Annotated in this window: 18 protein-coding genes; 8 read left to right on the top strand and 10 right to left on the bottom strand. The window is 63.7% G+C overall.

The window, feature by feature from the left end:
- Positions 1-12: 12 nt before the first annotated feature.
- Positions 13-1221, bottom strand: a complete 1209-nt coding sequence (locus tag BB28_RS05960; RefSeq protein ID WP_046252829.1) for a hypothetical protein — start codon at positions 1219-1221, stop codon at positions 13-15.
- Between the two features lie 53 nt (positions 1222-1274).
- On the opposite strand from BB28_RS05960, the gene coaA reads away from it, so the two are divergent.
- The 3 genes from coaA to BB28_RS05945 are packed head-to-tail and all read left to right on the top strand — an operon-like array spanning position 1275 to position 4370.
- Entirely contained in the window at positions 1275-2207 is a 933-nt protein-coding gene (gene coaA / locus BB28_RS05955; protein ID WP_030094690.1) for a type I pantothenate kinase, read from the top strand.
- Between the two features lie 40 nt (positions 2208-2247).
- Positions 2248-2646 (top strand): nuclear transport factor 2 family protein, encoded by a 399-nt coding sequence (locus BB28_RS05950; protein ID WP_046252828.1) that lies wholly within the window; start codon positions 2248-2250, stop codon positions 2644-2646.
- A gap of 41 nt (positions 2647-2687) precedes the next feature.
- Positions 2688-4370: a GMC oxidoreductase gene (locus BB28_RS05945; RefSeq protein ID WP_046252827.1), complete on the top strand. Its 1683-nt coding sequence runs from the start codon at positions 2688-2690 to the stop codon at positions 4368-4370.
- Between the two features lie 76 nt (positions 4371-4446).
- Here the strand turns inward: BB28_RS05945 and BB28_RS05940 are convergent, their stop codons facing one another.
- Positions 4447-4881: a hypothetical protein gene (locus BB28_RS05940; RefSeq protein ID WP_046252826.1), complete on the bottom strand. Its 435-nt coding sequence runs from the start codon at positions 4879-4881 to the stop codon at positions 4447-4449.
- 130 nt (positions 4882-5011) lie between these two features.
- Here BB28_RS05940 and BB28_RS05935 point away from each other — a divergent pair, with 130 nt between their 5' ends.
- Positions 5012-5920 carry an oxygenase MpaB family protein gene (locus BB28_RS05935; protein ID WP_046252825.1) on the top strand — a complete coding sequence of 303 codons (909 nt, stop codon included), beginning with the start codon at positions 5012-5014 and terminating at the stop codon, positions 5918-5920.
- Here the strand turns inward: BB28_RS05935 and BB28_RS05930 are convergent.
- From BB28_RS05930 to BB28_RS05895, 8 genes are all read right to left on the bottom strand, one after another.
- Entirely contained in the window at positions 5903-7300 is a 1398-nt protein-coding gene (locus BB28_RS05930; protein WP_046252824.1) for a hypothetical protein, read from the bottom strand. The two genes, BB28_RS05935 and BB28_RS05930, sit on opposite strands and share 18 nt — an antisense overlap.
- A gap of 66 nt (positions 7301-7366) precedes the next feature.
- A complete protein-coding gene (locus tag BB28_RS05925) occupies positions 7367-7912 on the bottom strand; it encodes a DUF5701 family protein (RefSeq protein WP_046252823.1) in 546 nt (181 codons plus the stop codon).
- 90 nt (positions 7913-8002) lie between these two features.
- On the bottom strand, positions 8003-9535 hold the full coding sequence (locus BB28_RS05920; RefSeq protein WP_046252822.1) for a carboxylesterase/lipase family protein: 1533 nt from the start codon (positions 9533-9535) through the stop codon (positions 8003-8005).
- 7 nt (positions 9536-9542) lie between these two features.
- Positions 9543-10766 (bottom strand): hypothetical protein, encoded by a 1224-nt coding sequence (locus tag BB28_RS05915; RefSeq protein WP_081252215.1) that lies wholly within the window; start codon positions 10764-10766, stop codon positions 9543-9545.
- Complete coding sequence (locus tag BB28_RS05910) at positions 10759-11136, bottom strand: carboxymuconolactone decarboxylase family protein (protein ID WP_046252821.1); 378 nt, start codon at positions 11134-11136, stop codon at positions 10759-10761. The genes BB28_RS05915 and BB28_RS05910 overlap by 8 nt, the downstream gene beginning before the upstream one ends.
- Positions 11129-11995, bottom strand: a complete 867-nt coding sequence (locus tag BB28_RS05905; protein WP_046252820.1) for an NAD(P)-dependent oxidoreductase — start codon at positions 11993-11995, stop codon at positions 11129-11131. The genes BB28_RS05910 and BB28_RS05905 overlap by 8 nt, the downstream gene beginning before the upstream one ends.
- The gene (locus BB28_RS05900) at positions 11992-12744 is read right to left on the bottom strand and encodes an SDR family oxidoreductase (RefSeq protein WP_046252819.1); all 753 of its coding nucleotides are present in this window, start codon (positions 12742-12744) and stop codon (positions 11992-11994) included. Before BB28_RS05900 ends, BB28_RS05905 begins: the two co-directional genes overlap by 4 nt.
- A 10-nt stretch (positions 12745-12754) precedes the next feature.
- The gene (locus tag BB28_RS05895) at positions 12755-14224 is read right to left on the bottom strand and encodes an aldehyde dehydrogenase (RefSeq protein WP_046252818.1); all 1470 of its coding nucleotides are present in this window, start codon (positions 14222-14224) and stop codon (positions 12755-12757) included.
- A gap of 171 nt (positions 14225-14395) precedes the next feature.
- On the opposite strand from BB28_RS05895, the gene BB28_RS05890 reads away from it, so the two are divergent.
- From BB28_RS05890 to BB28_RS05875, 4 genes are read left to right on the top strand one after another with little or no spacing between them, the layout of a single operon-like run.
- Entirely contained in the window at positions 14396-14983 is a 588-nt protein-coding gene (locus tag BB28_RS05890) for a TetR/AcrR family transcriptional regulator (protein WP_046252817.1), read from the top strand.
- On the top strand, positions 14980-16185 hold the full coding sequence (locus BB28_RS05885) for a cytochrome P450 (RefSeq protein WP_046252816.1): 1206 nt from the start codon (positions 14980-14982) through the stop codon (positions 16183-16185). Before BB28_RS05890 ends, BB28_RS05885 begins: the two co-directional genes overlap by 4 nt.
- Positions 16185-17012 carry an SDR family oxidoreductase gene (locus tag BB28_RS05880; protein ID WP_046252815.1) on the top strand — a complete coding sequence of 276 codons (828 nt, stop codon included), beginning with the start codon at positions 16185-16187 and terminating at the stop codon, positions 17010-17012. The genes BB28_RS05885 and BB28_RS05880 overlap by 1 nt, the downstream gene beginning before the upstream one ends.
- Positions 17009-18361: a cytochrome P450 gene (locus BB28_RS05875; protein WP_046252814.1), complete on the top strand. Its 1353-nt coding sequence runs from the start codon at positions 17009-17011 to the stop codon at positions 18359-18361. The genes BB28_RS05880 and BB28_RS05875 overlap by 4 nt, the downstream gene beginning before the upstream one ends.

Raw genomic sequence — 18361 nt, 5'->3', positions numbered from 1 at the left:
CCTAGTCGGCGGCTATGTCAGCGTGGACGCCACCAGGGGCTCGTCGAGCAGCCGCCCGAAGCGGGTCGTGAGGGACTGTTCCGGGGGGCGACGATCCAGCCATCCCTTCAACAATTGATAGCCCTCGACGTAGGTGGAGATGTACGCCCGCCACAACGGCGAGGACAGGAATTTGAGCATGTGCCGGGCACGCTCGTCGGAGACCAGCAGCCAGCGTTTCAGGAATGCGATGACGTCCTCGACGTCACGGTGCTCGTCATGCAGCATCAGGGCCGCGTCTTGGCGGACGTTGATCAGTCCGGCCCGCGCCCGCCCGACGGCCTGAGCCTGTTCGCCGTCGAAACGCAGCCCGAGGTCGGCGTAGATCTCCTGTGCCCACGGCCCCCAGTCGTCACCGACGGCCGCGTACAGGGCGAGGTCGGCGAGCCCCTCCGCCATCAGGCACTGCGGTGTGTTGACCAGGAAGATGGTCTGCTCCTGCTGGTCCCCCAGGTGCACCAGACCCGCCTCCTTGCGGCAGTGCTCGGTGTGGTGCCCGGGATAGGACTCGTGGGCGATCAGGGCCGGCACATTGGTCAGATATTGCTTGAGATCGGAGTTGATGGCGACTGTCGAGCGGTAATTGCCCTCGTAATAGTTGAACCCCGACCAGGGCTTGTCGCTGACGATCTCGTAGGTGATCGTCTCGGTGTCGGGCAGCGGAAACTCCGCGCGCACCCGGTCGCGCAGCGCACTGGAGAACGCGTCGACGCATTCCTGCAGGCGGTTCGGGTCGATTTCCTGGGACCGATCATAGGCGGTTTTCCGTTCCAGCAGCGAACCGCCCTCCGGCAGAACACTTTCCAGCGCCTCATGCGCTTCCTGGTAGCGCTCTTCATCGCCCTTCGCGATGCGCACGTCGAAGTAGTCATGCACTTCGTCGACAAATCCGATGTTCTCGCCCGCGAACTTGCGGCCGGCACAGGCCAACGCCTTCAAGTGCGTGTCGATGAAGGCCTTGCGCGCGGCATCGAGGTCACTTGCGGTCAGCTCGGCCTGCAGGGCCACGGCCTGGCGGGCCAGGTCTGCCGGATCGGGGATGGGCTCGTTCTCGACACGCTGCCGCAGCGCCGGATCACCGGTGAAGGAGTCGACGTATCCACTCTCAATACGGTCAAATCGCAGCCCGAGCAGCAGGTATTCGTTGACGAGGCTGTTCTCCGACCGGCCGTTATCGCCCATGTCACACAACCCTAGTGCCGCGTTTACGGAGGGTTACTGCCAGACTTGCATCCATGCCGCGGCTGAGCGAGCCGAGCCCCTACGTGGAGTTCGACCGGAAACAGTGGCGCGCGCTGCGCAAGTCCACGCCGCTGGTCCTCACCGAGGAAGAGCTCTTCGGCCTGCGTGGCCTGGGCGAGCAGATCGATCTGACCGAGGTCGCCGAGGTCTACCTGCCACTGGCTCGCCTCATCCACCTTCAGGTGGCCGCCCGCCAGCGGCTCTTCGCCGCCACCGCCACCTTCCTGGGGGACCAACACCCGGACCGTCTTGTCCCCTTCGTCATCGGCGTCGCGGGCAGCGTCGCGGTCGGCAAGTCGACGACGGCCCGCGTGCTGCAGGCATTGCTGGCGCGATGGGACCACCATCCCCGCGTGGACCTGGTGACCACCGACGGATTCCTCTACCCCAATGCCGAACTGTCCCGACGGAACATCATGCACCGCAAAGGTTTTCCCGAGAGTTACAACAGACGCGGGCTGCTGCGATTCGTCACCGAGGTCAAATCGGGGGCCCATGAGGTCACCGCCCCCGTGTACTCACACCTGCTGTACGACATCATCAAGAACGAGAAACACGTTGTGCAGCAACCCGATATCCTGATTCTCGAAGGCTTGAACGTACTACAAACCGGCCCCACCCTGATGGTCTCGGATCTGTTCGATTTCTCGATCTATGTGGACGCCCGCATCGAAGACATCGAACAGTGGTACATCTCCCGGTTCCTGGCCATGCGCTCCACGTCCTTCGCAAATCCGTCATCACATTTCCATCACTACGCCAAGCTGTCCGATAAACAGGCAACCCTTGCCGCACAGGAGATTTGGCACTCGATCAACCTGCCTAACCTGCTGGAGAACATCCTGCCGACGCGGCCACGGGCGACGCTGGTGCTCCGCAAAGATGCCGACCATTCGATCAACCGGCTGCGCCTGCGCAAGCTATAGATCGGCTTGCATGAAGTAGACCGAATGGTATATTCGGCGCATGATCAACGACGTGGTTGAAACCTGGCACGGCATCATTTCCGGCGCGAATCCGGAAGCGCTCAACGACCTGCTGGCCGAGGACGCGGCCTTCTACTCCCCCGTGGTCTTCACCCCGCAGCAGGGCAAGCAGATCACCGCCATGTACTTGTTGGCCGCCTTCGCCACCCTTGCCGGACCCGAGAACAACTTCCACTACACCAAGGAAATCCTGGACGGCAACACCGCGGCACTCGAGTTCGAGGCGACCGTGGACGGCAAGTACATCAACGGAATCGACATCATCACCTGCAACGACGCCGGAAAGATCGTGGAGTTCAAGGTCATGATCCGCCCGCTGCAGGCCATCAATCTGCTGCACGAGAAGATGCGCGCCGCGTTAGCCCAAGCGCAAGGCTGATTTCACCCCACAGCTCACGACCAACCAGTAGGTTGACCGCCATGGACTATGACTACGACGTAGTCGTCATCGGGTCCGGTTTCGGTGGGAGCGTTGCGGCCCTCCGCCTCACCGAAAAGGGCTACCGAGTCGGCATACTAGATATGGGAAAACGCTGGAAACGCGAGGATTTTCCCCCGAACAACTGGCACGTTCGCAAGGCGATGTGGGCACCGGCGCTCGGGTGCTTCGGACCGCAGCGGCTTACCGTGCTGGGCAAGACCTTCATCGCCAGCGCGGTGGGTGTGGGCGGTGGATCGCTGATCTACGGCAACACGCTGTATGAACCGCTGGAGCAGTTCTACACCGATAAGCAGTGGGCGCATATCACCGACTGGAAGTCCGAACTGGCGCCCTACTACGACCAGGCCAGCCGGATGCTCGGAGTTGCGCAGACTCCGCACACCACCCCACCCGATGAGGTGCTGCTCGCCGTCGCCAAGGACCTGGGCGTCGAAGACACCTACCACCCCACCAATGTCGGTGTGTTCTTCGGCGATGAGCCGGGCAAGACTGTGCCGGATCCGTTCTTCGGCGGCGCCGGCCCCGAACGCTCCGGCTGCATCGGCTGCGCTGCCTGTATGACCGGCTGCAAGCACAATGCCAAGAACACCACCGAGACCAACTACCTGTATCTCGCCGAACACGCTGGCGCAGAAATACATCCGCTTACCGAGGTGCTCGACGTGCGGCCCCTGCAGGATCGTGAGGGCTATGCGATCAGCACCAAACAAACCGGGCGGCTGATACGCAAGAAGAAGCGCACGTTCACCGCACAGCATGTGGTGTTCTCGGCGGCATCGCTGGGCACCCAGCGGCTGCTGCACAAGTTCAAGGATTCAGGGTCGCTGCCCAACCTGTCCGATCGCCTGGGCGAACAGACACGCACCAACTCCGAATCGGTGCCCATCGTCTATTCCCCCACCCGCGATGACTTCTCGCAGGGCGTCGCCATTACCTCGTCGATCCACCCCGAGCCCAATACCCATGTCGAGGTGGTCCGATACGGGGAAGGCTCGACCTTCCTGAGCATGTTGGGCACCAACATGGTTGACGGCGGCCCGTGGCGTTTCGCGCGCACCTGGCTGGCCAACGTGCGGCACCCCGCGATGGTGTTCCGATCGATGTTCCCCTACCGCGCCGCGCAGCACTCGATCATCGTGCTGGTGATGCAGTCGTTGGACAACTCGCTGACCACTTATCTCAAGCGCGGACTGTTCGGCAAGAAGATGACCACCAAACAGGGCTCCGGAGAACCGAACCCGGATTGGATCCCGGTCGCGCACGATGTCGCACGACGGATGGCCGACAAGGTCGACGGATACGCGGGCAGCACCCACCTGGATTCGATGAACATCCCGCTGACGGCACATTTCATCGGCGGCTGTCCCATCGGTGATTCTCCCGAGACCGGCGTGATCGACCCGTACCAACGGGTCTACGGATATCCCGGGCTGTATGTCTCCGACGGTTCGGCGATCTCGGCCAACCTGGGAGTGAACCCGTCATTCACCATCACCGCCCAAGCCGAACGCGCAATGGCGTTCTGGCCCAACAAGGGTGAGCTCGATCCACGGCCGGCGCTGGGCTCGCCCTACAAGCGCGTCTTCCCGGTGCAGCCCAACCGTCCGACGGTTCCCGAGTCCGCACCCGGCGCGCTGCGCTTGCCGCTGACCCCGGTCTAAAACATGAAGGTGCCGGGCCATCCACTGGATGGCCCGGCACCGGCTCGCCTTCAGAATGAGGCGAGCATGTGGGCGGCTACGCCGAGCGCAGGCGCCGTAGTCCCAGGAATTGGATGTCCGCCATGACGGCGGTGTAGATGCCGAACGCGATGGAAAGCGTCACCCCGGCGGTCGTCAGCGGTACCCATTTCATGACACCTGCTGCCACATAGAGGACGGTGGCCAGCAAGTTGCCGGCGATATAGACGGCGCCGATGGTTCCGAGCCTGGACCTGTCAGCCCGGCTCAGCACGAAGGCCAGTACCCCGTATCCGATAAGCGCGGCGGCATGCGCCACCTGAAATCCCAGCGAGGGACCAAGCGGCTCGACAAGCCATTTCGCGGCGATCAGCAGGACGACAGCAACCGAACCGGTAGCAATGCCGTCGAGGCCGATTCCGAATCGCAGGAGCGAGTCGGGTTGGGCGAATCGTGTGCGAAGCACCGAGGCGTTCTCTGAAGCTATGGACATTGGGGACTCCTTGTGTGAAAGCTCCGGGTGAAAGCTGACACCACTGACATTCCTCGGGATGCACTGCCATCTCGACATTCGGCACTGCCAATCCCTGCCAATTCGCCGCGCGGTATGCCATCATCTAAGGATGACAACAGCGGATGTCATCTCTACCGCACCCGGTGCACAGCTCGACCGTCATTCACTTTTATGGCGCTGGGCTGGCGATATGCGCATCGCCTTCACCGGCGGCACGGCCGGGCTCCTGCAAACGATGGACCCCGCCATCGGTTACGCGCTGATCGAGCACTCGAATTTCTTCGCAGACCCCGTTGACAGGGTGTTCCGCTCGCTGCCACCGATCCTGGGCACCGTGTACGACGATCCCGCCGCCGGTACCGGGGTGAAGGTGCGGGACTTTCACCGCGATATCAAGGGAATCCAGCCCGACGGCGTCCGGTATCACGCACTGAACCCGACAACGTTCTGGTGGGCGCATGCCACGTTCCAGGTGATGGTCGAACAAACCATCGACAGGTACTCCCGCCATCGACTGTCCGACGCCGAACGTGAGCAGCTCTACCAGGAGGGTGTCGAGTGGTATCGCCGGTACGCGATGAGCGAGCAACCGCTGCCACCGAATAGGGCGGCTTTCCAACAGGAATGGGACCGGTACTGCGACGAGGTGCTCACCCCCAATCCTGCCGCTGATTACCTGATGAAAGTCATCGAGGGACGCGCCGTCCCCGATATGAGCAAGTCCCCCTACCTACCGGTGGCGCCCTATTTGAAGCCGGCCGCACGACTTGCGTTGCCGACCACACCGATGCGGATGGCGTTGGCACCTCCGCTGCGGCTGACTATCTATGGCGGCTTGCCACCCCAGGTGCGCAAGCGTTTTGGGATTCGATGGAACCTGGCCGACGAGGCCGCCTACCGCACACTGTGCCGTGCCGTGCCGCTGGCGTGGCCCTTCATTCCGACATCGTGGAGGTGGCATCCGGGCAGCCACGCCGGATGGCGTCGGGAACGGGGACGGCTACCGCGGAACTGGTGACGAACCGTTGGTGCGAACGCCGTTGGGCACCGGAACGGTCTGTGCGCGCAGATCCGCGGCAATGAGTTTGGCCGCGGCGTTCTGCCAGTTGTGCAGCGAACGCTGCGGCACCTCGGTGACCAGCCACTGCCACGCCTGACGCGATACCGGGTCCAGTCCTGCCGCCGTCGCGCCCTGCGCATATGCCCGCACACCCATGACGTACGGGAAGTACAGGGCGTTGTAATACCGCCATTGGTCGGTGGTGCCGAAGTCCCCGTCGTCCCGGGGTTTGAGCCGCGAGATGGATTCGGCCAGCACGGCTCTGAGTTCATTGGCACGCTCGACGGGCTGGTCGGAAGCGCCGCGATCGGTAAGTCGCTCATCGATCGCGGGCAGTGACGTCAGCGGGCTGGCGACGAGTTTGGCCAGGTCGCCGTAGTGGCTCAGGGCCCGGCGAGTCAGACGGGTGAACGTCTCGTCATCGACGCCGTCGATGGGCGACGCCGATTTCAGTGGCAATGCCGCCTCGGTATTACGCAGCTCGGAACGCTCGTGGCGCAGCTGCGGGGAACGCGAGAAGGCCAGGCGGTCAAGGAAGTCGGCGAAGGGGCCCGACTGCACCTGAATGCAGATGGCCAAGCCCACGCTGGTGAACAGCAGGACCACCAGCGCAACCGACTGCCCGACAACGGCGATACCGATCATCGCCTGGGCCCCGAACAACGCCCCGACAAGGATCGAGGCCACAAAGGAACGCAGCATGTCGCCGCGCAACGCCTGTCCTTCGTCGAAGGCGTCCCAGAGCGCCACACCCAGACCGAGTAGCACCAGGTCGAAGCCGGTCGACGCCAACGCCAGCCAGCTCGGAAGGATGCCGAGCGGAATGATCAGCTGCGCATCGCCAAGGGTGAAGAACATGGTGGCGACCAGGACGACACCCCGCGCCGAACCGGGTATCGAGGCACGGCGGCGGAACAACAAGATGGCCGCACCGATGGCGGCGGTCCCGTTGGCACAGAACATGATCCAGTGCCCCAGCTGAGCCGGACCGGCGATGGTGCCGGCCAATGACGCGCCCACGAGCAGCGCGATGGCCAGGACCGCACCGGGTACGGCCATCGCGGCGCGATCACGCCACCGGTCACCGGTGTTGGTGAGTTCCAGCAGCACCAGCAGCCAGGAGACGCTCGGAATGATCGCGGTGAACACTTCGATGCGGCCCAGGAGTTCGGCATCGGAGCCGGGGGTGACCCGGATGGCGTCGAGTGCGACGACTACGGAGTAGCCGATCAGCCCGATGGCGGCGAGGACGAGGACGGGCTTGCGGGGATTACGCGCGAGCAGATACAGACCCAGCCACCAGCTGAGTCCGAAAACCAGTGCCGACATCGCCACCATTAGTAACAGTGTGACAGGTGACCGGTTGACGAGTCACGCCCGTCTATCCGGCAGGGAAGAAGTGGCCTATAAGGCCAATCGGCTACCGCACGAGGCGGTGCCCAGCCAAGTGTGCGGATTGCGGTCCCAGCACCACCCGAGTTTGGGACGCCGATCGGATATCCAGATCGCAGGCACCCGCTGTCCTTTTCCCCGCGAGGCCGCCAGCGAGAAACACTTGTTCTTGCGCAACATGTCCGGGCGCAACAGCACCATGGCGATGCCCTCCTCGATGGTGAGCGGGGTGCGTCCACGCGCGGTGATCGTCTGCAAGGCTGCCTCCGGTGTCACGTCGCAGAACTCGCTGCCGGTGTCGACATCGGTCAGCAGGTAAGCCTGATCCGGGATCTCCACAATCGGCCGGTACACGTCCACATCGCCGTCGTCCATCACATGAAAGCCCTTGCGCCCATTGAGGCTCATCAACGGCGCGGTCTGCTCATAGCTGGCCCCGGTGGCAATGAGAATGAACGGGATGTGATCGCCGGGGTCGACCGCTGACTGCGGGAGGTCAGCGACTCGGATTCCAAGCTGACTGGCACGGTCACCGACCGGGTACCCCAGTTCGGTCAGGCGGGAAAGCTGGCGGTCGAATTCATCCTGGGCAGCGGGCTTTGACCGTCAACGCAGCGTTCGGTCGGCAAGTTCCCGCGCGCGAGCCGCTCAGGCTGCACGGGTGATATCGCGCCACAGCTCCCGTTGCACGCGATGCGGGTCCATGTCGATACGCCGATGCTGGTCGAACACCATGACCGCGTGCTCAGGCTCTGTGTAGGCCGGCCATTCGACGCCCGGGACGCCTGTTCGTGCGAACGCGAGCCATCGGCTCTGGATGTCCTCGGTCAACGCCAGCGCCTCGGGCATATCGCGTTTCCCTGCCAACGCGGGCCAGTGCTTGAAAAGACCAAACACCGCGAACAACTCCGTCGCGTGCGCGGCTCCCGGTCCGAAACGCCGCAGCGGCCGCGGCGCATAGTCGTACCGGTAAAAGTAGACCGACGCATGCTGGCTGTGCGCCCGAGCCACCCGCCAGGCCTCCGAGCCGAACATCGCATCCCCCATCAGACGCACCAGCGCAGCCTTGGACGGATAACCCTCGTAGGAATCGATCACCCGTTTCGCGGCCTCGGGTCGCAGTGCGTCGAGTGTGCCCGCGACAGCACGGGCGTCGAACCGGGACACCGACATCACTCGGGTCAGCAGTCGGTTGAACAACCGAACCTCTTCCGCGTTGTATCCGATGATGAGGGGGACCCGTTGCGCCTCCCCGCGTTCCATCATCGCGATCGGATCATCGGGCACAACCTCCCCGTCGATGCTGGGGCCCACGCCTAGCGAGAAGGCCGACTCACGGGTTTTCGCGGTGAGCAGCCGATGTGTCGCCCTGACGAGATCGCGCGGCCCGGCATTGATGACCGCCTCGGCGGCATTACGGACATCGACACCGAGATACCCGACGAGCCGGCGCGCATTGGCGGCCGCCTCATCACGGGTATGGATCATTCCGCTGGCCGTGCTCTGGCAGATCGCGCGCTGGAACAACCCGGCCGCCGCCGGAACAGCCAACAACATCTGGACGCAATGCGCCCCCGCGCTTTCGCCGAAGATGGTGACATTGCCCGGATCTCCGCCGAAGGCCGCTATGTTGTCGCGCACCCACTGCAGCGCCAGCACCAGGTCGCGTAAGTACAGATTGCTGTCGATGGTGTGCCGATCATCCGATAGGGACGACAGATCGATCGCGCCGTAGGCACCGACGCGATAGTTCACCGAGACGAAGACACAGCCGCGCCGCGCAAGGTCGGCGCCGTCATACAAGGCCAGCGCGGAACTCCCCAAAACATAGGCGCCACCGTGGATGTAGAACATCACCGGCAGAGCCTCCGAGGAAGGATCGTCCGGCATCGTCACGTTCACCGTCAGACAATCCTCGCTGACCGCCTGGAACCTGTTGAGCGAAAGCGGCACATAGATACGTTTCTGCGGTGACGCCGATTTCCAGGAATCGCAGGGCAACACCCCAGCCCAGGGCTTCGCGGGCACCGGGCTGCGCAGACGCAGCGCGCCCACCGGTGGCTCGGCGTACGGTATGGCCCGAAAGCGGCGCACGCCTTGATCGTGGAATCCCTCCACCACACCATTGGCGGTCTGCACCCGCACCGGAACCCGGGCAACGGATTTCGATCCCTTTGTCATCGGCGTCTCAGACCACGGTCAGCGGCAGCGACTTGCGCGGCTCGAAGACGAACCGCGATCCCCCACTGACATTGGCGATCATGACCTCGGGCAGCTGCTTGTCCTCGCCCTCATGCTCGACGAACGAGGCCACCCAATCCTGCGCGTCTCCCGAAATCTCCACGCCAATATGCGGATCGACCGCCGTCGCGATGGCCTGAAGCGGGCGCGTCTCGGCGGGACCACACAGCGAGATCCAGGCGTGGTCCTCGTGTGCGGGTGACTCCCACACATGGAGCTGACCGCCGGAAATTTCGGCGTTCACATAGCCGAGCGGACTCAACAGCGGGTGCACCTGAAGTACCCGCAGGACACCCTCGATCCCGTCGGGAAACTGCAACGCATGTTTGATCCGCGCCGCGGCGACACCCGCCAGCCCGATCAACTGCTGGGTGCATACGGTGCGGGCCAGCTCCGCATCGGCCGCCCGCTTACACACCGCGATGGAGAACCCCAGGAACAGCAGATGCATCTGCAGGCAGATCTCGTCGGCTATCCGCACCAGTGCCGAATGTGAGAACGCACCGAAGTCCAAGTCCGACAACAGCGGTCCGGCGTAGTCGGAGGCTCCCACATCTCCGGAATCGATTCCGCGCAATTCCCACCCGGCGGCGACCGATGCACCGACAACATCCAGGGCCGGGATTCCGGACACCGCCGGATACGACTCGTCGATAGTCACCGTCCACGCACAGTGCGGATGCCTGTCGGCGGGTGTACGCGGCGGCCGGTGGATCGGGCGAACCTGCGCATGCGGATTGGTGGCGAAGGCCGTCGCATCGAAGGTGGGGTCTTCGATGTCGTGACACATACCCGTCACGTAGTCGGGTCCCAGCGGTTCGACGTCGAGCAGCGCACCGCAGTGGTCGAGATGAAACTCTCCGTGCCACTTGTCGTGCACGGTGTACCGGAAGTCCATGAACTGGGGCGGCGCGCCGATGTCGAGCTGCATACCTTTGAAGATGGTGATCACGTCGTCGCCCTCGAACCGCAGCGCCTTCTGCATGCGCCGGGTATAGATCGGACTGGATGACGCCCATTCCTCAATGGCGACCTGCAGCATCTCTTCTCTGCCGAAATGCTGTATGCAATAGGCCATTCCAGAGCGGTCGATCAGCTGACCAATGAGCAGCAGCTCGGGAACCAGGACCGCCAACTGATCCCGGGACAACTCCGAGAATCGGCTAGTCACCGGAGGATTCCGCGTCTTTCTTGGCGCGTTTGGCGATGGCCATCTCGACATGCTTGTTGACCCGTTGCCCCAGCGGCCACCCGACGTAGTGGGTGATGAACAGCGCGACCTCGCGCAGCTCGGCATCGGTGAGTTCACCGTTGGCCAGGGCGGCCCCTGTTTGGATCTCCAGGATCTCGTCCAGCCCCAGGGCGCTTACCGCACCCAGGAGCAGCAGCCGGCGATCACGCATCGACAGCTCCGGGCGATCCCAAATGGTGCCGAAAAGATGCTCGGCGGTGTACTTGAAGTAGTCGCCGGGTAGGTCAGGCATGTCCCAGCCGTAGACCTCTTTCATCTTATCCAGGCCCCTGCGGCGCAGCTCATCCATTACTTGCCCCTTCCTCGTGTGGCACACCAAGACTCGCGGCCAGTCGCTCGCGGGCCAACGCGGCCAGCGGCAGCTGGACGGACTGCACTTCGCCGAGCGCCAGTGCCAGGCTCAGGTCTTTTTCACCGAGACCGCGCACATGCGTGAAGATGGGGTGCCAGAAGCTGTCCGATGTCACCGGTTCGGTGGTATCGCGCAACATGATGGCGCCCGGCCCACCGGTGATGGCGTCCGTATGGCGCACCACCTTGCCCAGATCGGTGATGTTCAGGCCACAACTTTCGGCCAGGCGCTGCGCCTCCCCGGCCGCGGTGAAGGCAACGAAATGTAGAAGGTTGCGCGCCAGCTTCATCCGGGTACCCGCACCCGGGGCACCGGCATGAATCACCAGCGACGCCCACTTCGAGAAGGGCTCCTTGACCCGCGCGAACGTCGCGTCGTCGGCGCCGACCATGGTGGCCAGCTCACCCTTGTGGGCACCGGGGGCGCCACCGCTCACCGGTGCGTCGATGACGTGAATCCGTTGTGGCGCGAGTTCTTTGGCGAGCTGCACCGCTGTCGCGTCACTGATGGTGGAGTGGATGGCGATGATGGTGCCGGGCTTGACCTTGGGCGCGAGTTCTCCGATCACCTCACGTACCTGTGCGTCGTCCAGCACCGTGACGCTGATGAGGTCGGCCCCGGCGATATCGGCCAGGCTGTCCGCAGCGCGCGCGCCGGCCTCGACAAGCGGCGCCATGGTCTCGGCCCGCAGATCGAAGACCGTCAGGCCGCCGGGCCAGTCGACAAGCCGCTGGGCCATGGGCGCACCCATGTTGCCCAGACCGATGTACCCGAGGGAGAGAGCAGACTGCGTCATGACCGGATGATCTGTCCGCCGTCGACGTTGAACACCTGGCCGGTGATCCAGGAAGCCTTGTCCGACAGCAGGAAAAGGCACATGCCCACCATGTCGTCGACGGTGCCCATGCGGCTCAGCGGGATGTTCTTGACGAGCTCGCTGCGGAACTGTTCGGGCACCGTGCCGCGGGTAGCCTCGGTATCGGTGGGCCCCGGCGCGATGGCGTTGATACGGATCTTCTGGCCGCCCAGCTCGCGAGAGAGCTGCTGCGTCAGACCGTTGATGCCCACCTTGGCCAGCCCATAGAACCCTGAGTACAGCCATGCAGCCGTGGATGATTGGTTCACGATGGCGCCGCCGCCACGCTTGGCGATGTGCTTGTACACCGCCCGGGTACACACCAGCGCGCCATCCTGATTGACGCTCATGAACTTCTTGTAGTAGTCCCACGGCACCGACAGCAGCAGGTCCAGCTTCATGCCGCCGTAGATGGCGGCGTTGTTCACCAGGTAGTCGATACCGCCGAACTCGGCGACCGCCTTGTCCGCCATGGCTATTGCCGAATCAGGGTCGGAAACATCGACGCTCGCGAAGATCGCTTTGCCGCCGTCGGCCACGATCTGCTTGGCGACGTCCTCTCCCAACTCGGCATTGATATCGGCGACCACGACCGCCGCCCCCTGGCTGGCCAGCGCGTGCGCGTACGCTTCGCCGATGCCCTGTGCGGCTCCGGTGACGATGGCGACCTTGCCCTCGAACTCTCCCATGAGATCTCCTCTATTTCACAGCCGTTGCAATGACTTTGGTTTCCAGGTATTCCTCGAAACCGGCGACACCCATTTCCCTGCCGTTACCTGACTGCTTGTAGCCGCCGAAGGGCGCGTCGGCGGAATACCAGACGCCGCCGTTGACGTTCACCGTTCCCACCCGCAGCCGGGATGCCACTCGCGCCGCACGCTCATCGTCTCCGCTGAACACCGTCCCGGACAGTCCGTACGGTGAATCGTTGGCGATCCGCACCGCGTCGCCGTCGCCGTCATGGGCGATGACCACGAGCACCGGGCCGAAGATCTCCTCCCGTGCCACACGGGCATCGTTGGTCAGTCCGGTGACGACGGTGGGTTCGATGAAGAATCCGCGGTCTCGTCCCTCTGGCCGTCCGCCTCCGCAGGCGAATGAACCACCCTCGGCAACAGCAAGATCCAGGTATGACTGGACCCGGTCGCGCTGGCGGGCCGAGATCACCGGGCCACAGATCGTTCCCGGTTTGGTGGGATCCCCCGGCTTGAGCGAGCCCATCGTGGCAGCAGCCGCCTGCACCGCCTCGTCGTATCGAGCGCGCGGTACGACAAGCCTGGTGGTGATGGCACATCCCTGGCCCGCATGCATCGCCGTGGTGAACGCGGAGACCGAGCAGGCCGCGGCGAGATCGGCGTCATCGAGCACGATGAACGCCGACTTGCCACCGAGTTCCAGGAACACCTTCTTGACGGTGGCGGCGGCGTCGGTCATGACGGTGCGCCCGGTCGCGGTGGAACCGGTGAACGACACCATGTCCACCCGGGGATCCGTCGACAGCTGCGCACCGATGCGGTGGTCGCTGGAGGTGACGACATTGACGACGCCCGGCGGAAAATCGGTGTGCTCGGCGATGATTCGGCCCAGCACCGCCGCGCACCAGGGGGTATCCGGAGCAGGCTTGAGTATCAGGGTGTTGCCGGCGGCCAGCGCCGGACCCACCTTGGCGAGGTTGATCTGATGCGGGAAGTTCCACGGCGTGACCGCGCCGACCACGCCAACGGCCTCACGCACGAGAGTTCGTTGAGTCTTGATGCCCATCGGTGAGGCAACACCGAGATCAGTGTTCCAGTCGAAGGATTCCGCGGTATCGGCGGCGAAGCGCAGATCGTCCACCGGTCCCTCCAGCTGCGCGCCGGCGGTCAGCATCCGAGGCGCCCCCACCTCGGCGATGGTCAGGTCGCGCAGCTCCTCGATATGAGCCCTCATGCCATCCCGGAGCTGCCGCAGGCATCGCACACGCAGCTCCACATTGCGTGACCAATCGGTGTCGTCGAACGCGCGGCGCGCTGCCTCGATGGCACGGCTCATGTCATCGACATCGGCATCGGCCGCGGTTCCGAGCACCTCCTCGGTGGCCGGGTTCACCGTAGGGAACCGTCCGGCACCGCCGGGAATCAACTTTCCGTCGATGAACAGATCACTGTCGCCATCGGCCAGAAGCGCCATGTCACCTCATTCCAAGAATCTGGACACATGTCCATTCCTTACTGGTGAACCATAACCACCCGAATCAAGCCATGGCAAGAGTGCATGCGGTTACTGCTCAAAAACTAGTGTTGGACAGTATTTTTCATGAACCGTATTGCCCAGGTACCGCGCACACGCTAATCTGGACACGTGTCCAGTGAAGCTGTGGTGACCTTGACAAGCGACTCGCCGCGAAACCGGCGACAGGAAGAGACGATCCGCAAGATCGTCACCGCAGGCCGGGAGATGCTCGGCGAGACGACGTACGCGGATATGACCATCCGCGGCGTGGCCGCGCGCGCGAAGGTGGCCCCCGCGACCGCGTACACCTATTTCTCCTCCAAGAGCCATCTGGTGGCCGAGATCTACCTCGACCTCATCCACGAAGCGCCCTACTTCACCGACGTCAACGACGGCCAGACCGCCCGGGTCACCAAAACGCTGCGCAGCCTGGCATTGGTGGTCGCCGACGAGCCCGAAATCGCAACGGGGTGCACGACCGCGCTGCTGAGCAACAACGACGAGGCCGTGCGTGCCGTCCGCGACAAGATCGGGCTGGAAATCCATCGCAGGATCCGCTCAGCAATGGGACCCGATGCCGATCCGCGCGTGGTGTCGGCCCTCGAAATGACCTTCTTCGGTGCCCTCATGCACGCGGGCAGCGGCACCTTCACCTATCACGAGATCGCCGACAAGCTGACCTTCGTGGTGGGCCTCATGCTGGGAGGCAACGAATGACGGCCGCCTCGATGTCCTCTGTGGTTTTCGATCCGTACGACTACGACTTTCACGAGGACCCATACCCGTACTACCGGCGCCTACGCGACGAGGCACCGCTGTACCGCAACGACGACCTGAACTTCTGGGCACTCTCGCGTCATCAGGATGTGCTGCAGGGCTTCAGGAACAGCGAGGCACTGTCCAACTCCAACGGTGTCTCGATGGACAAGGCCTCCTTCGGGCCACACGCCAAACTGGTGATGTCGTTCCTGGCGATGGATGACCCCGAGCATCTTCGGCTTCGCACACTGGTGTCGAAGGGGTTCACTCCCAGGCGAATCCGTGAGCTTGAAGGACGGGTCGTCGCACTCGCTCGCACGCACCTGGACAAAGCCCTGCAGTCGGAAAGCTTCGATTTCGTCGCCGACTATGCCGGCAAGCTGCCCATGGACGTCATCTCGGAGCTGATGGGTGTGCCCGAGCCCGACCGTACCCGCATCCGGGAGTTAGCCGACGGAGTGATGCACCGCGAGGATGGCCTCGCCGACGTGCCGCCCGAGGCCATCCAGGCCTCCTTCGACCTGATGACTTACTACATCGACATGGTCAAAGAGCGTCGTCGGCGCCCAACAGAGGATCTGACTTCCGCTCTCCTGCAGGCGGAAATCGACGGCGACCGCCTCACTGACGAAGAAGTGCTCGCCTTCCTGTTCCTCATGGTGATCGCCGGCAACGAGACGACCACCAAGCTGCTCGCCAACGCCGTGTACTGGGGCCACCGCAACCCCGACCAGCTTGCCGCCGTCCACGCCGATCACGAGCTCATACCGTTATGGGTGGAGGAGTCACTGCGGTACGACACCTCAAGCCAGATCCTCGCGCGCACCGTGGCAACGGATATGACCTTCTACGACACCACAGTTTCCGCCGGTGACATCCTGCTGTTACTGCCCGGCTCGGCCAACCGCGACGACCGGGTGTTCGAGAACGCCGACGAGTACCGCATCGGGCGAGAGATTGGCGCCAAGCTCGTGAGCTTTGGTAGCGGTGCACATTTCTGCCTCGGTGCGCATCTGGCACGGATGGAGGCCAAGGTGGCGCTGACCGAGCTCTTCACCCGGATTCGCCGTTACGAGATTGATGAAAGCGCTTCCGTTCGTGTGCATTCCAGCAATGTCCGCGGGTTCGCGTATCTGCCCATCACCGTGGAGGTCTGTTGATGCCCCGTTTTGAGCCCCACCCACGCCGACGTCCGTCGATCATCGCCGGAGCTTCCTCAGGTATCGGCGCGGCGACGGCAATCGAGCTCGCGGGCCGTGGATTTCCGGTGGCGCTCGGCGCCCGCCGCGTCGACAAGCTGACCGAACTCGTCGAGAAGATCCAGGCCGACGGCGGAGAGGCGGTCGCCTTCCCTCTGGACGTCACCGACGCGGACTCGGTGAAGTCCTTTGTTGCGCAGAGCATCGATGCACTGGGCGAGATCGACCTGCTGGTGTCGGGTGCCGGCGACATGTACCCGGGGCGGGTCCATGAAATGAGCGCCGACACCTTCGCCGCGCAGATTCAGGTGCATCTGTTGGGTGCCAATCGGCTCGCCACCGCGATCGTGCCCGACATGGTGGCTCGGCGGCGCGGCGATGTGGTCTTCATCGGATCCGATGTCGCACTGCACCAGCGCCCCCACATGGGCGCCTACGGAGCGGCCAAGGCGGCCCTGCTCGCCATGGTGAACACCATGCGCATGGAGTTGGAGGGCACCGGCGTCAGGGCCTCGATCGTGCACCCCGGGCCGACCTTGACCTCGATGGGCTGGCAGCTCTCCGCCGAGCAGGTCGGCCCCATGCTGGAGGACTGGAAGACGTGGGGACAAGCGCGGCACTCCTACTTCCTGCGCCCCTCGGACATCGCACGCGCGGTCACCTTCGTCGCCGAAACACCCAGGGGCGCACACATCGCAGAGATGGAGGTGCAGCCGGAGGCACCTCTCACAGATGCACCCGCCGACAAACAGAAACTCGAGCTTGGTGAGGAAGGAATGCCATCATGACCACTCCCACCGTTCCGCGGGTCTCCGGTGGTGAGGACCAGTACGGCCACCTCGAGGAATTCCGCACCGACCCCATCGCACTGATGCGGCGCATCCGGGAGGAATGCGGGAACGTCGGCACCTTCCAGCTTGCCGACAAACAGGTCGTGTTTCTCTCCGGCGCCGAGGCCAACGAATTCTTCTTCCGCTCCAGCGACGACGATTTGGATCAGGCCGAGGCGTACCCGTTCATGACGCCGATCTTCGGCAAGGGCGTGGTGTTCGATGCCGATCCCGAACGCCGCAAGGAGATGCTGCACAACGCGGCGCTGCGCGGCGAACAGATGAAGGGCCACGCGGCCACCATCGAAAACGAAGTCCGGCAGATGATCTCGCAATGGGGTGAGAGAGGTGAGATCGACCTTCTCGAGTTCTTCGCCGAGCTGACCATCTACACCTCTTCGGCGTGCCTGATCGGCAAGAAGTTTCGCGATGAACTCGACGGCCGGTTCGCCCACCTTTACCACCAGCTTGAGCAGGGCACCGACCCGCTGTGCTACGTGGACCCGTACCTGGAGATCGAGAGCTTTCGGCAGCGCGATGCCGCACGAAAGGGCTTGGTGGCGCTGGTTCAGGAGATCATGAACAACCGGATTACCAACCCGCCCACCGACAAGAGCCAGCGCGACATGCTCGACGTGCTGATCATGATCAAGGACGAGGATGGCAATCCCCGCTTCACCGCCGACGAGATCACCGGCATGTTCATCTCCATGATGTTCGCCGGGCACCACACCAGCTCGGGAACAGCCTCCTGGGTTCTTATCGAACTACTCCGGCACCCCGATATCCAAACGCAGGTCATCGACGAGCTGAACGAGCTGTACGCCGACGGCAGCGAGGTGAGTTTCCATGCGCTGCGCCAGATCCCGAAGCTGGAGAATGTACTCAAGGAGACCCTGCGGCTGCACCCGCCCTTGATCGTCCTGATGCGGGTCGCCAAGGGCGAATTCGAAGTGGGTGGTTTTCCCATTCATAACGGCGACATGGTGGCGGCCTCCCCCGCTGTCTCGAACCGCATCGCCGAAGACTTCCCCGACCCGGACGGATTCGTGCCCGACCGATACGAGAAGCCGCGCCAGGAAGACATCGTGAACCGCTGGACCTGGATACCGTTCGGCGCGGGCCGGCACCGCTGCGTGGGCGCCGCGTTCGCCACTATGCAGATCAAAGCCATCTTCTCGGTGTTGTTGCGTGAGTACCAGTTCGAGATGGCCCAGCCCGCCGACTCGTACCACAACGATCACTCCAAGATGGTGGTGCAGCTGGCGCAGCCCGCCAGGGTTCGTTACCGGCGCCGAGGGGCCTGA

The organism is Mycobacteroides chelonae CCUG 47445 (assembly GCF_001632805.1).
In the GTDB taxonomy this organism is placed as follows: Bacteria; Actinomycetota; Actinomycetes; order Mycobacteriales; family Mycobacteriaceae; genus Mycobacterium; species Mycobacterium chelonae.
The sequence above is the reverse complement of the archived record's forward strand: the minus strand, read 5'-3'. Positions and strand labels throughout refer to the sequence as shown.